General features: G+C 38.1%; 11 protein-coding genes. 9 read left to right on the top strand and 2 right to left on the bottom strand.

Annotated elements, in window-relative coordinates; translation table 11 throughout:
* Positions 1 to 57: 57 nt before the first annotated feature.
* Complete coding sequence (locus tag ACEW8U_RS21980) at positions 58 to 1,281, bottom strand: bifunctional 3,4-dihydroxy-2-butanone-4-phosphate synthase/GTP cyclohydrolase II (RefSeq protein WP_373524204.1); 1,224 nt, start codon at positions 1,279 to 1,281, stop codon at positions 58 to 60.
* An 86-nt stretch (positions 1,282 to 1,367) separates the two neighbouring features.
* A complete protein-coding gene (dnaG, locus tag ACEW8U_RS21975) occupies positions 1,368 to 3,308 on the bottom strand; it encodes a DNA primase (protein ID WP_373524230.1) in 1,941 nt (646 codons plus the stop codon).
* Positions 3,309 to 3,487: 179 nt separating this feature from the next.
* Between dnaG and ACEW8U_RS21970 the strand changes: the two genes are divergently transcribed.
* The 9 genes from ACEW8U_RS21970 to ACEW8U_RS21930 form a co-directional block, all read left to right on the top strand.
* The gene (locus ACEW8U_RS21970; protein WP_373524203.1) at positions 3,488 to 4,579 is read left to right on the top strand and encodes an Mrp/NBP35 family ATP-binding protein; all 1,092 of its coding nucleotides are present in this window, start codon (positions 3,488 to 3,490) and stop codon (positions 4,577 to 4,579) included.
* 4 nt (positions 4,580 to 4,583) lie between these two features.
* On the top strand, positions 4,584 to 4,832 hold the full coding sequence (locus tag ACEW8U_RS21965; RefSeq protein WP_373524202.1) for a NifU family protein: 249 nt from the start codon (positions 4,584 to 4,586) through the stop codon (positions 4,830 to 4,832).
* Between the two features lie 10 nt (positions 4,833 to 4,842).
* Positions 4,843 to 7,890 (top strand): M43 family zinc metalloprotease, encoded by a 3,048-nt coding sequence (locus ACEW8U_RS21960; protein WP_373524201.1) that lies wholly within the window; start codon positions 4,843 to 4,845, stop codon positions 7,888 to 7,890.
* Positions 7,891 to 8,109: 219 nt separating this feature from the next.
* Positions 8,110 to 8,892, top strand: a complete 783-nt coding sequence (locus ACEW8U_RS21955; protein WP_373524200.1) for a PASTA domain-containing protein — start codon at positions 8,110 to 8,112, stop codon at positions 8,890 to 8,892.
* Between the two features lie 13 nt (positions 8,893 to 8,905).
* Positions 8,906 to 10,723, top strand: coding sequence for a T9SS type A sorting domain-containing protein (locus tag ACEW8U_RS21950; RefSeq protein ID WP_373524199.1), 1,818 nt, complete (start codon positions 8,906 to 8,908; stop codon positions 10,721 to 10,723).
* A gap of 6 nt (positions 10,724 to 10,729) precedes the next feature.
* A complete protein-coding gene (locus ACEW8U_RS21945; RefSeq protein ID WP_373524198.1) occupies positions 10,730 to 11,041 on the top strand; it encodes a rhodanese-like domain-containing protein in 312 nt (103 codons plus the stop codon).
* A 273-nt stretch (positions 11,042 to 11,314) separates the two neighbouring features.
* Complete coding sequence (locus ACEW8U_RS21940) at positions 11,315 to 12,802, top strand: M28 family peptidase (protein WP_373524197.1); 1,488 nt, start codon at positions 11,315 to 11,317, stop codon at positions 12,800 to 12,802.
* A gap of 496 nt (positions 12,803 to 13,298) precedes the next feature.
* On the top strand, positions 13,299 to 14,282 hold the full coding sequence (locus ACEW8U_RS21935; RefSeq protein ID WP_373524196.1) for a type IX secretion system membrane protein PorP/SprF: 984 nt from the start codon (positions 13,299 to 13,301) through the stop codon (positions 14,280 to 14,282).
* A 675-nt stretch (positions 14,283 to 14,957) separates the two neighbouring features.
* Positions 14,958 to 17,332: PKD domain-containing protein (locus ACEW8U_RS21930; protein WP_373524195.1), on the top strand; the 2,375-nt coding region annotated here is incomplete at its 3' end.

Here is a 17,332-nt window from a genome sequence, read left to right as displayed (position 1 = left end):
TACAATTCGGCTTTTGTTCGGCCGAAATTTGTAACTCGAAGGTTTCAGATTATTCAACTACTTCAGGTTTTTGAGGATTGAGTGGCCCATTTTGTCCCGTTTCGTAGAAAGATATTTTTCATTATGGGGATTTGGTGAGATTTCAATTGGAATTTGTTGCACTATTTCCAAGCCATAGCCCAAAAGTCCTACTCTTTTGGTGGGATTGTTGGATATCAATCTGATTTTGCTGATGTTCAGGTCTCTAAGTATCTGTGCTCCAACGCCATAATCCCGATTATCCATAGGAAAACCCAAAGCCAAGTTAGCCTGAACTGTGTCCATGCCCTGTTCTTGAAGTTTATAAGCCTTCAACTTGTTGATAAGACCGATTCCCCTTCCTTCTTGATTCATATAAAGCACAACACCTTTACCCTCCTTTTCGACCATTTCCATAGCTGCATGAAGCTGAGGTCCACAATCACACTTACAGCTTCCAAAAATATCTCCAGTAACACAAGAAGAATGTACCCTTACCATTATCGGTTCATCCTTTTCCCAGGCCCCTTTGATCAATGCCAAATGAATATCTTCAGTATTTGTCTGTCGAAATGCAATCAGGTCAAAATCACCAAAGGTGGTAGGAAGATTTACCCCTATTTCTCTTTTTATGAGACTTTCGTTTTTCAGTCTGTAGGCTATTAGGTCTTTGATTGAAACCAATTTTAAATTGAACTTCTTCGCAACCTTCACTAAATCAGGTAACCTTGCCATGGTACCGTCCTCATTCATGATTTCCACCAATACCCCTGCAGGAGAAAGACCAGCCAACCTTGCGAAATCTATGGCGGCTTCTGTATGACCTGATCGTCTCAAAACACCTCCTCTTTTTGCTTTAAGAGGAAAAATATGGCCCGGCTTTCCCAATTCATCAGGATGAATAGAATCGTCAACCAAGGCTTTTATGGTTTTGGCCCTATCACTTGCCGAAATCCCGGTAGTACAGCCATGTCCAATAAGGTCTACTGACACAGTAAAGGGTGTTTCAAATGTAGCTGTGTTATTACCCACCATCAAATGTAGCCCCAGTTTCTCGCATCTGTCTTCGATCAAGGGTGCACAAATTAAGCCCCTACCATGGGTAGCCATAAAATTGACGATTTCGGGTGTTACTTTTTCCGCAGCACAAATAAAATCCCCTTCATTTTCTCTATCCTCGTCATCTACTACGACGATCACTTCTCCATTTTTTATGGCCTCAATTGCTTCCTCTATGGTATGGAGTTCAATATTTTTTGACATAATTATTATCCGAATTCTTAAATTTCAAGTTTCAAAATTACAATCCTTTGGGTTACAAAACAGGTTTTGACCAATTAAAGTTTGGCTTAAAAACTAACTACAATTCCAAGCTGTTTGTCTATTTGAACCTGAAATGTTTTCAGCTCCATGTAGAGTTCCAATCTTTCAGAAATAATTGATTCATCCAAATGCTGATTTTCTGCTTCTTTGATTTTTTGACGAGATTCCTCCAATAATTTCTTTATGACTTTTTTCTTTAAATGCAGCACATTATCATAAACTGTTTTGGCAAGGTCATCAGCCTCATGATGGGTAAAAATTTGATGCCTGCTTTCCCACAAAGTAGAGAGTTCATACTTACGTGTAACCATGCCAATAATTTCCTTTTTGACCTCCTGATCATCTGATGATAGAAAAAAGTCGGGTTGTGGAATCACTTTATTTTCAAGGGCTGTCTGATATAAATTAAGGATTTTCCTGAAAACAGGAGTTTCAAAATTCAACTCTGCTGTTTCCTGAAGGAGATATTCACACACAGAGGTTTTCTCTGAGACCATCTCAAACCCATAATTGACCAGCAGCCTCATCATTTCCCTTTCCTGAATATAAATGAGGGAGGCATTGGACAATCCTGTTTCACTTGTTGAAAGGGTATCTTCTAACTTCGTCTCTACAGGTGTTTCCCTTTGATCTTTAAAGTATTTATCCTTTTCACCTTTGATGAAGATCTTGTTCAGTTCAGTGAGGATAATATCCTCATCAATATCCAACAAGGATGCTGATTGTCGGACATAAACTGTTCGAATGATCGGATCAGGAATTTTTGCCAAGCTAATGACCACCTGTTTGATCAAATCTGCTTGCTTAATAGGATCATTAGCTGCTTCCTCAGCATAGAGTGCGATTTTGAATGCAATAAAGTCTTGGGCTTTTTGGGTCAGATAACCAGAAAAAGCATGTGAACCTACTTTTCTAGAATAACTGTCCGGATCTTCTCCTTGAGGAAAAACGACAGCTTTTACATTAAGTCCCCCTTCCAAAATCATATCAATTCCTCGAAGAGAGGCTTTGATCCCGGCTGCATCTCCATCGTATAAAACGGTAACATTATCAGTAAACCGTTTGATCAATTTGATCTGATTTTCGGTCAAAGAGGTACCTGAAGAAGCCACCACATTTTCTATTCCGGCCAAGTGCATGGATATGACATCAGTATATCCCTCGACGAGGTAGCAGTTATCCTTTTCCCTGATGGATTTTTTAGCTTGAAAAACACCGTACAGGGTATCACTTTTATGATAAACTTCTGTTTCTGGGGAATTGATGTATTTGGGCTGTTTTTTATCCTGGGTCAAGATCCTAGCTCCAAAACCTATCGGTTTACCTCCAAGATTGTGGATTGTAAAAGTCACCCTACCTCTAAACCTGTCATATAGCCGCTCAGGATCTCCTTCCTTTTGAAGAATCAGTCCTGCTTTAAGCATTAATTCTTCTGAATGGCCTGCCAGCTTCCCTGCTTTTAAAAAATGGTCCCAACCATCAAGCGCATAACCTAAATCAAATTTGTCAATGATGGCCTGATTAAATCCTCTTTCTTTAAAATAGCTTAGTCCAATCGCACGACCTTCCTCAGTCGTAAGATTGTTTCGAAAAAAATCCTTGGCAAAATTCAGTACAATGTAAAGGCTTTCACGTTCATTGTAAGCCTGAATTGCTTCTGGGGTTTCCTGTTTTTCTTCTTCAATTTCAATTCCATATTTCTGAGCAAGATGTCTAATGGCTTCATTGAAGCCAATTCCTTCAATGTCCATGACAAACTGAATGGGATCTCCTGCCTTCCCACATCCAAAGCATTTGTAAATCTGTTTTACGGGAGAAACTGAAAATGAAGGTGTACTCTCATTGTGAAAGGGACAGCAGGCCCAGAGATTCTGTCCCTTCTTTTTCAAAGGCACATAGTCATTGACTATATCTTCAATATCTGCTCTTTCTTTGACTTTTTCTGTAGTAGTTCTGCTGATCACGATTTTGGAATTGTAGATTCAAAGATAAAAAGTATTCCTGCAAAACATATCTGTCTTGAAAGCTGAAACTATTCGAATATATTGAAGGTTAGTTTAGAGCTGACAAATACATGAAAAAAAACAAAGATTTTCCATTTAGAATAATTATAAACTATTTTGCAGGGAAATTGACAAACCATTAAATGATATTAAATAACGAAAATATATTGAAGTCCCTTTCCAGAGTAGAGGATCCTGATTTGAAAAAAGATCTTGTGACTTTGGGAATGATACAAAACATTGAAATCAAAGAAAAGAAAGTCAGCTTCAATGTTGTATTGACCACTCCTGCTTGCCCACTCAAAGAAGTAATTAAAAATAATTGCATTGAGGCACTTAAAGAGGATTTTGGAAAAGACGTCGACTTGGACATTACCATGACTTCTAATGTCACCTCAAGCAGGTCAAATACGCCACTTCTCCCAAATGTAAAAAATATCATCGCTATTGCTTCAGGTAAAGGCGGAGTAGGTAAATCAACTACTGCTTCCAATTTGGCAGTAGCATTGGCCAATGCAGGAGCTAAAGTGGGATTGATAGATGCGGATATCTCGGGTCCATCAATACCTATGATGTTCAATGTAGAAGGAGAACAGCCTGGAATAAAGCAAGTTGATGGCAAGAATATCATTATACCAATTGTTCAATACGGAGTCAAATTGATGTCAATTGGATTTCTAACCCCTTCGGATGCCGCAGTAGTTTGGAGGGGACCAATGGCGAGTTCAGCATTAAAGCAATTCATCGGGGATGTAGAATGGGGAGAATTAGATTATTTGTTGATTGACCTTCCCCCAGGAACTTCTGACATCCACCTTACCATGGTTCAGACTGTCCCGGTAACAGGTGTTGTGATCGTGACTACACCTCAAAAAGTGGCTTTGGGTGATGCAACAAAAGGATTGACCATGTTCAGGCAACCTCAAATTAATGTACCCGTTTTAGGTGTTGTCGAAAATATGGCCTATTTTACACCAGAGGAATTACCCAATAATAAATACTACTTATTCGGAAAAGAAGGTGGTAGAAGATTGGCGGAAAAATACGGAGTGCCTTTGCTTGGAGAAATTCCTATTGTACAAAGTATCCGTGAAAGTGGTGATTCCGGATATCCTGCCGTTTTTAAATCCGGAATTACAGAAATTGCGTATTCAACATTAGCGGAAGCAGTAGCAAGGCAAGTTGCCATCAGAAATGCTGAAAAAAATAAAACAGAAATCGTACAAATAAATTAAAATAATGAACGCATCACTGATTGATCAAGTAGAATTGGCTTTGGATAGTATAAGACCCTATTTGGAAGCTGATGGCGGGAATGTGAAGATTGTGGAAATCACGGATGATTTGGTTTTGAGATTGGAATTGACAGGTACTTGCAGTTCGTGTCCAATGTCCACAATGACCCTTAAAGCAGGAGTCGAAGAAGCAGTTAAAAGAGCTGTTCCTAAAATTATTAAGGTCGAGGCCGTTAATGTCGTCATTGCCTAACAATATCCGAATGAAAATAAATGCATTTAGTTCAGGAATCAGACTATTATGGTTCCTTTTTTTTATTTTTAATAGTATTTTTTTACAGGCCCAAAATTTCTTTGGACAGCCCTATCAACATCAACATGATGAGAAATGTGGCGCAGTATATATGGAAAAACTGCAGGAAGAAAAAATGGGGATTCACGGTTCAAAAGAATATTTTGAATCTTGGATGAAAGGCAATATTCAAGAAAGGAAAAACAGACCTCAAAGTTTTCAACGCCAACAAAATGATGTCAGGGTTATTCCAGTCATTGTTCACGTGATCCATAATGGAACCAATATAGGACAGGGTGCAAATATCCCGATATCCCAAATTGAAGCGCAAATAAGAATTTTAAATGAAGATTTCAGGCGTCAGAATCCAGATGCTATTCAAACATCTGAAGAATTTTTACCCTTTGCAGCTGATTCAAACATTGAATTCGTTTTGGCCAAACAAGATGTTAGAGGTTTTCCCACAGACGGCATTAATAGAGTTTTGGGCCCAAAAACCACTTATGGGTCTAATGACCTGTTATCTATCGGTCAGATAGCACTTTGGCCACCTGAGGAGTATTTAAATATATGGGTTTTGCCGTTTACATCACCAATTATTGGGATCGCCTCCCCTCCTATCACGAGCCTTCCCGGTTGGGGAGGGAACCCATGGCCTCGGGAAATTGATGGAATCTGGGTTGATTACAGGTATTTTGGAGAAGGAGGAAGTGCAGTTTCAGGTTCTAGTGGTAGGACTGCTACCCATGAAATCGGCCACTTTTTTGGACTTAGGCATATTTGGGGTGATGGTGGGTGTGACGTAGATGATTTTGTGACCGATACACCACTTCAAAGCGGATCAAATAGCGTATGTAGAATAAATAATCCAAGATTTACATGTGAATCCAGGGATATGAATGAAAATTACATGGATTACACTGCCGATGCATGTATGAACATTTTCACTGTGGGACAGGTCGAAAGAATGGATGTGGTTTTGGAAGAAAGCCCGAGGAGGGCATCATTGGTCAATAATAGGGCAACTATTGTCCCCATACTGCAACCGAATGACCTTGCATTCGAAAGAACTATCGAACCGCAGAATTTCATATGCAATCTTACCTTACTTCCTCAGTTTGAAGTTTTAAATGCAGGTAATAATCGGATTACATCAGCTAGAATAGAAATTAAAAATAACGGATCTGTTCTTCAAACCAGAACCTTCAATTTCAATATTGCTTCAGGGGAGACCGCCAATGTAACTTTTGATCAGATCACACTTGCTCCAACAGGCAACAATTTTGAGGCTAACATATTATTGGTTAATGGTAATACAGATCCAAATCCGGGTAACAATACCTTTATTTCATCACCAGTCATTCAACCTTCCTTAAATTTGCCATACCAGTTAAATTTCAACACATTCAATCAAACTTGGGATATAAAAAATCCAGATGCGGGTTTTACATGGGAGGAAACTGAAATAATAATTGATGCAAATCCTGAAAAAACTATTTTCATCAGGAACTATGAGTATGAGGCATTGGGCGAACAGGATTTCTTGGTATCTCCCCAATTTGACCTAAGCCAGGTCAGCAATGCACAGCTCACTTTTAATATGGCTCATGGTCCTTATGACGCCGAAGGATTCGGAGATTTTTTGATGATCGCTATTTCAACAGATTGTGGCAACACATTTGGAATTTCAGAAGCACCCTACGACAAAAATGAAGATTTTCTCCAAACAACAGCTCCTACTTTAGACGAGTTTATACCTTCCACTTCAAACCAGTTCAGAAGAGAAGTAGTTAATTTGAGCAAATATGCAGGACAACCAAATGTTAGAATAGCATTTATAGCCATAAATGGGTATGGCAATAATATTTATCTAAAAGATATTGAGATATTAACAGAGGAAGAATATAGGTATGATGCTGTAATGACTGAACTGATCACCCCTGCTCCTATCGGTAACAATTCTCATGAAAATGAAAGCATATCGTTGACAAACACTGGCAATTTACCCATTTCAGGTTTCGTCTTCAACAGAATCGTCAATGGACTTTCACAGAACTTTTTAGCAAGAGGCACACAGCTTCTACCTGGCGAAACTACAAATATCACTTTACCAAATTCCACAAGACAGGGTTTAAACAGACTTGAATACAACCTTTTGTATCCAAGTTTTGACCAAAATGAAAGAGGCCCCATCAATCTTCTCAGATTTGTGATTATAAATTCTGAAACTATTATGGCACCTTGGAGAGAAAACTTCAATAACATGACCTCTTTAAATCCTTGGATTTCATTGAATCCTGAAAATAATCTGAATTCATGGATACTTTCTGCCACACAGACCGGGGAAACTGGATCAAACGTTGCGAAAATTGAAAGTGAGGCCCCTAACAATAGTTTTTGGCTTGGATCTCCTATTTTTGACTTGACAGTTAGCAGTCAAGCAAGTGTTTTCTTTGACAGGGCAGCAGGGTCTATGAATCAAGGTGCTGTATTTAAGGTAATGGCAAGTAGTGATGGGGGTGGATCCTATCAGGAAGTTTATAGAAAGACAGGTTCAGAAATCACTACAATCGAAGCCAATGAAGCCAACCCAAATAACAGTTCTGAATTTGTAAGGGACTATGTAGATTTGACAGAATATTCGGGCCCTAACAAAAGGGAAACTCGATTGGCATTTGTTTTTGAAAATGGTGATTTGAGTAATGGACCCGTTTATCTGGATAACATAGAACTCTTCCTTTCAGCAAATGAACAGCCTGTTGATCCAGGCTTAGGAAACACCATTATATATCCTAATCCCACTGATGATCTTTTCAACTTAGTTTTCAATTTTCAGGAGTTTGAAACTGTCAATATCCAAATATTCAGTCCAACAGGAGCTTTGGTTCAAAATGTGGATTACCCCAATACCTTGAACCAGACTTATACCTTTACCTCCAGACAGTTTTCAAAAGGTTTGTTTATCATAAAAATAACAAGTAGGAGTATTACTGAAACAAGAAAACTATTTATAAGATAGTGCCAAACCATATTAAATTTATTCTAGATTGGCTTTTTATATGATTTGTTTAAAACATTTAGCGGGCTGATTTCTTCTGGCTTATGATTTGAGAGATTCAAATTAACAACGTTTATCTTGGTAGTTGGGACAGAATTGATTCCTATTGCAGATATTTGTTGGTCAGGAAACAAATATAATTTTACCTTTATACGTTAATTCAAATAAGACATTTAATACATGGGGAATTTTAAGGAATCATTGAAAAAAATCACCGTTCACTTCGCATTGGTTCTTGGCATTTTCATACTGATTATTGTACTTTTTCTTAAAGTATATCTTCCTTCATATACCAATCATGGTCAAACTGTCACAGTACCTGACTTGGAAGGATTTGAATATAATGAACTTCAATCTTACCTAAATGCGAGGGACCTTTCCTTTGAGGTAACCTTGGACAGTGGATTCAATGCGGAATTAAAACCATTAAGTGTTCTTAAACAAACCCCAAAACCTGCTAGTAAAGTAAAAAATGGAAGAAAAATTTATGTAACCCTCAATTCCAAGAATGCACCTTTACTCAAAATGCCCAATCTTGTAAATAGTCAACTTAAAAATGCTCAAGAGATTTTGGGTAATATTGGATTGATAAGGGGAGAAATCATATATGTTCCGGATATTGGCATCAATGTGGTTTTGGAACAAAAATACAGAGGAAGAAATATACCCGAGGGATTTGAAGTTCCCAAAGGTTCTCAGATTGATCTTGTGGTTGGAGATGGATTGGGCAATCAGATATTGGATGTTCCAAACCTTATTGGCATGGATGATATAGATGCGGAATTTCTAATAATCGGCTCAGGCCTTAGAATGGGAAGGCTAAATTATGTGGAAACAGACAGTGTGCCATCAGGAATTATAATTCAGCAAATACCTCCTCCCGGTGCTACTGTAAAAACCGGTGAACCCATAGATCTTTGGATTTCTGAATCCAACGACAACAGGAATAACTTAGATGATTAGGTTCAAATTCATATTGAACAAATTTGTTTTTGTGCTATATATGGTGCCAATGCTGGCCTATGGGCAATTCCAACAGTTACCTACGCCTGCTTGGGCGAAGTCCAAGACAAAAAGCGGAACTACAAACAGGGTAATGGCAGACCCAGTTAGCCTCCCTTTTTGGGATGATTTTTCCAATAATGAAATCGATACCACAAAGTGGATCATTGAAGGCGCCACCCAATCATTCACTGTTGGCAATTCAGCACCGACCTTGGGAGTAATCCTTTTGGATGGCGTGGATACAAGTGGTAGGCCTTATTCCAACGTTCAGTTCGAGCAGGGATTTACAGATCGAATCACCTCTCAACCCATAAACCTTTCTGGTATTTTGCCCTCCGAATCAAACTCTGTTTTTATAAGCTTTTTTTGGCAGGCAGGGGGTAAAGGCGAATTGCCTGACCCCAATGATGAGATCAGTCTACAGTTTCTTGATCCTGATGGTTTTTGGTTAACTGTTTGGGAAAAATCAGGGGGGTTGACCGCAGAGCAGTTCTTTTTCACACAGGAAATCATAAAGGTTGATCCGGACTTTCATCACGCAGGTTTTCAGTTCCGATATCAGATCAGGGGAAGAAGTTCAGGGCCCTTTGACAGTTGGCTGTTGGATTATGTATTTTTAAACAAAAACAGAAACCAATCTGATTTAAATTTTCAGGATAGGGCTTTGACTGAATTGAATGCAAGACCCTTTGAAAAATATTCTGCTATTCCTTTAATTATGTTACAGAAAAATCCCGAGGGATTCTGGAACAATACAGGAAATGAATTCAAGAATCTGAGCAGTACATTCAGGGCAATGGAATACAGCATTGAAATTCGGGAATCTGCAAATCAAAGCCTCATAAAATCCTTCAATAGCAACACCCCTTTCAATCCAGTACCTACGGCGCAAGAAAGGCGTACTTTTACAAGTAACCCATTTTCAGAAATCCCATTACCAGAAGTTGAAACAGATTATGAGTTGATCACTTATTTGGTCACAGGTGATGACATTCTCACGGTAACTGAAAACGGGGGAACCGTTAGCTATCCCGAAATTGACTTTAGGGTAAATGATACTGTTAGAACAAGTATTCCCATCAGGGACTATTTGGCCTATGATGACGGAAGTGTAGATTATTCGGCCGGTATCAATCAAAGATCAGGAATGCTGGCAACCAGGTACGAGGTAGAAGACCCGTTTTTTCTTAAAGGAATCAGCATCAATTTTACAAACTTCACACAGATCGGACGGGTAATCGACTTGACAGTCTGGACTGATTTGGATGAAGATCCTGTTTATGTAAAGGAAGTATTTATTCCGGAAAAAAATGAACTGAATGAATTTGCTTATTTTGAGCTTGATCAGAATATATCTCTTGATGGCACATTCTATATAGGCTTTTCTCAGTTTACAAATGAATTTGTTTACGTGGGACTGGACAAGACCTATGATAATGGACAGGAGATTTTCTTTAACGTAGTGGGTGCCTGGGTTCAAAACGAAATTGTGGAAGGTTCATTGATGATGCGTCCACATTTGACCCTTACAGCACCAGTAGAAGTTGATTCAGAAAGCATTTTACTTTTCAAAGTGTACCCAAATCCTGTTAGTGAAAGACTGTATGTTGAGGGCGAATTTGAATATTTTGAAATTTTTGACCCTATGGGAAGAAATTTAAGCTTGCCCAATGAGGATTACGAAAAGGGAAAAATCATTAATTTTGTTGGACAACAAAAAGGCATATATCTATTAAAGACTTTTAACAGTCATAAGGAACAAAAATCATTTAGAATTTTAGTTAAATAATCTAATATGGAAGACATAACAGTATCAGAACTCCGGGAAAAACTAGAAAACAAAGAAGACTTCTTATTTATAGATGTTCGTGAGGAGTGGGAATATGAAGAGGATAATCTTGGAGCCCTCAACATACCCTTGGGCCAATTACCCCATCAGCTTAAGGATTACATAAAAGATAGAAACAAGGAAATCGTTGTCCAATGCCGGTCGGGTGCAAGAAGTGGGAATGCAAAGAAATATATGGAAACGCAAGGTTTTAACAAGGTTAGGAATCTTCTTGGAGGCATGCTGGCTTACAGGGCCATGGAAGAAGAGGAAGATTAAAGCAAATCTTTAAAATTAAAGGCAGTATTTTATCTTAAAATGCTGCCTATTTTTAATTTAAGTTAATCCCCAAAACGAGGCCAACCCAAGGCCTTTTTTGATAAATCCAAAAATTTGAATTGTGGTCCAACAGATTGTCCCAACCCAAAGGCAATCCCAAATTAAGATAATCTACGGCAAAGCTCACTGCTATGTCATTGAACCAAAGATTGATGTTTTTTTTGAATGAGGAATATTTTGTCCTATTATTGATATGATAATACTACCAAAACTATGATAAATAAAGAAACAATCCTTTGCCTATTGGCAACTATCCTTACGGTAACAGCTTTTGCGCAAAATGCAAAAAAAATAATAGAGTCTAATTTCAATGACAAAGAATCCATTTCGCATTTTAGGTATCTGGCTTCAGATGAAATGATGGGGAGAGATCCTCTCCGTCCTGAAATTGAATTAGCTGCAAGATATATCGCTGAACAGTTTTGGAAGTATGGTGCAAAGGAAATACCTGGAGCAAATGGCTATTATCAGGAAATTCCATTTAGAATCTCCGGACCTCCAACCGTCGGAAGGGTTTCGCTGGGAAGCAATTCGTTCTCACAAGGTGACAACCTTTTGGTTTTGGATGGACCTTCGTTTTCAGGCGATTTTGAATTGATAGTAGTAGGATACGGACTCGAAGCCGATTATACAGGTAAGGATGTCAAGGGAAAAGTAGTAGTAACCAACGTGGGGGCTCCAAATAGACTGAGTCCTGCAGACCTTTTTAGTTCTGGAAGAGAAAAAATAAAATTAGCTCAATCAAAGGGAGCAGTCGCATTAATAGAAATGTATAATGTACCGACAATTCCTTGGAACCTTGTTGCCAATTTTCTTAACAGGACACAACTGACATTGGATAACACCAAAGGGGTAGAAAGTCTTCCTTACTTATGGCTGAGGGATCTTAACAACGAACATATAAATGCTATCGGGAAAGGTGAAATAAAAAAAGCCGAAATTCTTGTTGAAGGAAAAATTAATCGCAGCATCACAGGTAAAAATGTGGTGGCTTTTATAGAAGGTACAGACCCAAAGCTAAAAAATGAATATGTAATGTTATCGGCCCATTATGACCATGTCGGGGTTGGAACACCCAATGCTGAAGGCGACTCTATCTATAACGGGGCCAGAGATAATGCTGTAGGAATTGTGGCAGTGATCAATGCGGCAAGACATTTTGCCAAAAACCCTCCCAATCGTTCGATCTTACTATGTGGATGGACTGCCGAGGAAAAAGGTTTGTTGGGTTCAGCTTATTTTGCTGAAAATCCATTGATTCCTCTAAAACAAATTATTTACAATCTGAATATTGATAATGGTGGGTATAATGACACTTCATTGGTAACTATTATAGGATTGGGAAGAACCTCAGCAGACCCTCTCTTAGAAAAAGCCTCAGCAGAATTCGGTCTGAAAGCCATAGCAGACCCTGCTCCCGAGCAAAATCTATATGACAGGTCTGACAATGTGAGCTTTGCCAGAAAGGGTATCCCCGCTCCTACTTATGGTATGGGTTTTACTGCATTCGATGAGGAAATCACCAGACACTACCATGAACCCTCTGACCAAGTAGATAACTTTGACTTGGATTATGCATTGCTATATTGGAAATCTTACATCTTAGCTGCTGAGAATATAGCCAATTGGAATGAAAGACCTGTTTGGAAAAGCGGTGATAAATATGAAGCTGTTGGGAAAGAACTTTACGGAATCAAATAGATTTAGTAAATCCCAATGTTGGAACCATCCTATTTTTTCACTAAGTCAATTCAAAAACAAAAGGATTTATTCCCATTAATATCTAATTTGAATCAACTGAAAAAATAATTCGACAAATGAATTGATTCCGATACTTCTAATGGTAAAAATATTTTTGAAATTATTTATAAGTGCTATCATTTATTGTTTAGCACTTATTTTTTTGCCGAATTTTTATAAAAGTATTCTAAAAACGCTATAAAGGGCATTTTTTGATTTATTTTGAAATAAAATAGCATTATCAATAAACACGTTAATAGTCATTAAAATACTTTTTAAATAAAAAAAAACGCCTTTTGAAAAATTATTTTTTACTTTTATTAGGATATGAAATACATTTTGATCTATATTTACAGCATAATAATGTATTCGTCTACTCATAACAGCAATACATTTTTAAAAACTCTAAACATTATCGAGTCTGCAAACCAGATTCATCACCCTAAAATAAAATGTTATGAAAACGACTTTAAAGATTTTCGGACTTTCAATTGCTTTAACTTTATTAGCAGCATCAATTACTTTTGGCCAGCAATTGCCTCAATTCAGCCAGTACATTTTTAATGGACTTCACATCAACCCAGCTTATGCAGGATATAAAAATGAAGGCTATGTTCAAAGTACCTACCGAAGTCAATGGGTAGGTTTTGAAGGTGCCCCTAAAACCTTCACAGTAACTGCAGACCTCAGTGCCAATGAAGGTTTGATGGGATTTGGAGCATCTGTCATGTCTGACAAAATTGGTCCTACCAGCACTACAACCGGTTTGCTTACTTATGCATACAGGATCCAAACAGGAAGAGAATCATTCTTTTCATTGGGTGCCAGCGCAGGAGTTTCTCAATATATGATTGATGGTGACATGTTGAATCCTTTACACCAGAATGACCCAAACCTTCCTGCAGGTGTACAAAATATGATGACACCAAATATGAACCTTGGACTTTTCTATCATACCAATAAATTCTATGCAGGTTTAAGTGCTTACAACCTTATTGGTAAATCTGCTTTGGAAAGAGAAGATGTTGCCCTGGCATACCATGATGTTCATTTTTACCTGACAGCGGGTGTATTGATCCCTGTTACTGAGAATGTTCAGTTCAAGCCATCCTTCTTGGTAAAAGAAGTAAAAGGAGCTCCTACAAACTATGATTTGAATGGAATGGTATTGTTTATGGATAGGCTTTGGTTAGGTGCTTCCTACAGATCAAATGTCAAAATCTGGAATGAAAACCTAGAAGCTAGCAGCCCAACTTTGAGCAATAGAAATGCAGTTGCTTTTATTACTGAATTCTTTGCAACTCCAAACCTTAGAATAGGATATGCATATGACCAAAACCTGAATGTTCTTCAGGATATGAGAACAAATTCACACGAAATATCTCTTGGCTATTATCTTTCTGCAAGAAAAGTAAATATGAAAAATCCAAGGTATTTCTAAAAGATACAAAACGAGATAAAGATATAACTCTTCAATTATCGATTGGATAAAAAAAATTATCCAATCCCCCATCAAAGTTCAGGGAATCCCGAACCACATGAGAAACGCTCACTTAGGCGGATATCATAAAAGAGATTTTTTAAGTTTAGAGTCTATAAATTCAAAAGGCTGCCTGGGGTGATTCACCTTACTAGGCAGCTTTTTTTTATGCCAATTTCTCATTTATAAGATAATTCCCTCAACTGAATAAAATAAACAATAACTATAAAGAATTGGAATAAAACAGATTAACTGTCAAATGGTAAGTTGTACCTACAAGATTAGTATTTACAAAATCAATAAAAAAAAGCACCTAGTTATCAGATTTCTGCTTTGTACATCAAAAGTTTTTTTAATTGGAATAAAAATAAAAATTTTGATAAACCCTAGTAAGTGTTTATCACCCAATTTAGGTAGGTTATTATCTATCTATTGATTTTCTCAAATTCCTGATCACCCAAGATACTGGATTTTGTAAAATAAATGTTTGAAAAATATTTTCTTGTTCCTCTTGAACTATCAGGCGGACCATTAAAATGTTTTAAGACTTTTCTGTATTCCCGAGTAGGAATCTGAATTTTTGAAAATCAATACTTAGACTAACCTCCATACTCTTCAATTATTAATAAAAAGGCAATGAAAAAAACAATTACCTACTTCGCCAATCTGGCTTTACTTTTGGTATGGAATTTTTTGGCAATACCAAATGAGGTTCACGCGCAAAATCAGCCAAATTTATTGGATTTAAGAACTTGCGGTAGCTCCTGTTCGTCAAACAACTTCACAATTAAGGAAGTGTATTTGAGTAATGTTAACGGGGTTCCATTATCAAGCTCCTTTGCCACCTGTACACCTGGTGTACAACAAACAGCCTTTATCTCCTTTGTGTACAATTCAAATTCCGGATCAAGTACCAGTAACACAAGGCTGTTTGCTGATTTAATTATTGGGGGCAATTCAGAATACATAAACATTTGGATTGGCAACCTCCCTTCTGCAAAAAACATTGACAGGGTTGTCACACTCAACCACTCATTTACATGGACCTGTGGGGCTGAAGTAAAACTGGACTCCCCAACATTGGCATGGACTACTTCAGGATCGGCTAATTTATCTACCAGTTATGAGTGTAATAGTTACCCCAGTGCACAATGTCAATTTGGAGCGGATATAGTGGTGGATGCACCTTTGGCTGTCCAATTTGATTTTACAGCATGTACCGTCAATGGGTCAACCTCGGTTAATTTTACATCGACTACCAATGGTGGTAGTCAGCCTTACCAATACAATTGGAATTTTGGAAACAACGCCAATCCTACAACTTCCAATATACCAAATCCAACAGTTACATACTCTTCTGCTGGCTCTGCCACATTAATTGTGACAGACTCGAAAGGTGTTTCAAATACATTTACAAAAACAGTTACAATTCCAAATGAATTATTAGTCACTTCAACCGCATCGCAACCTACCCCAGGTAATAATGACGGATCTATCCTATTAAGCACTGCAGGCGGAACCGGGGATAATTCCGTTTCTTGGAATGATGGCAACACGGAATTCGAAAGAACCGGTTTGGCGGCGGGGACATACATAGCTACTGTAACCGATGAATTCAATTGTAAAAAATCCATTACCATAGTTCTGACTAGCCCTGAACCAAATATAAGTATCATTAAATCCGGGGTTTATGAGGATACTAATGGTGATGGTATGCAAAGTGCAGGAGATAGAATCAATTATACTTTTTTGGTGACAAATACAGGGAATTTCCCATTGAATAATGTAATAGTCGTTGACCCTTTGATTAATTTGACGGGCTCTTCTTTTTCCCTTCCTGTAGGACAATCAAATAATAATGCTTTTGCGGGTACTTATGTTTTAACACAACAAGATATTGAGAATGGATTTTTCACCAATACTGCTACTACGACTGCAAACGCCGGAAACATTCAGGTTAAAGCAACAGACAGTCATACTGAAAATTTTACCAAACTACCAAGACTGAAAGTTGAAAAAACCCAGATCGATGGTCCAAATCCTGTGACAGCCGCAGGTCAGCAATTAACTTATGAAATAACTGTCGAAAATACAGGGAATGTCAATATTTCCAATATTGTGGCCACTGACTTTTTACCAGAAAGTTCTACTGGAATTGTTTTAAATGTTGTCAGTGGAGATACCCAAAACCCTGGAATTTTGGATGTGGGTGAAATTTGGATTTATTCTATTGTTTACACAGTTGAACAAAATGTTTTTGATACAGGGGACAATTTGGTCAATGTTGTAAATGTAAATTCCACCCAAGTCCCCGGTCCGATAGTAGCCTCCGCTGTAACCCCTACGGTACTTTCCCCTGCGCTTGCCATATCGAAAGCAGTAACTGAAACAACCTATGCCGCTCCGGGTGATGAATTGAACTATACCATTACGGTATCCAATACAGGAAATGTGACTTTGGAGAACATCTCAGTGGTAGATCCTTTAACAGGACTGAATACCACTATTTCAATCCTTGCTCCGGGTGCATCTCAGGACATCAACACGACCTATGCAGTCGATCAGGATGATATTGATGCAGGTTCTGTTTCCAATACGGCAACGGCTGCTATTAATGATTTATCGGTAAGTGATGATGTAACAGTAACAGCTACCCAGTCCCCTGCCCTTGCCATATCGAAAGCAGTAACTGAATCAACCTTTGCCGCTCCGGGTGATGAACTGAATTATACCATTACGGTATCCAATACAGGAAATGTGACTTTGGAGAACATTTCGGTTGTCGATCCATTAACTGGTTTGAACACAACAATCACTGTTCTTGCTCCGGGTGCTTCTCAGGACATTAATACCACCTATGCAGTCGATCAGGATGATATCGATGCAGGTTCCGTTTCCAATACGGCAACGGCTGCTATTAATGATTTATTGGTAAGTGATGATGTAACCGTAACAGCTACCCAGTCCCCTACCCTTGCCATATCGAAGGCAGTAACTGAATCAACCTTTGC

The organism is Aquiflexum sp., from assembly GCF_041751335.1.
GTDB lineage: Bacteria > Bacteroidota > Bacteroidia > Cytophagales > Cyclobacteriaceae > Aquiflexum.
This window is presented reverse-complemented; position numbering and strand designations above follow the sequence as displayed.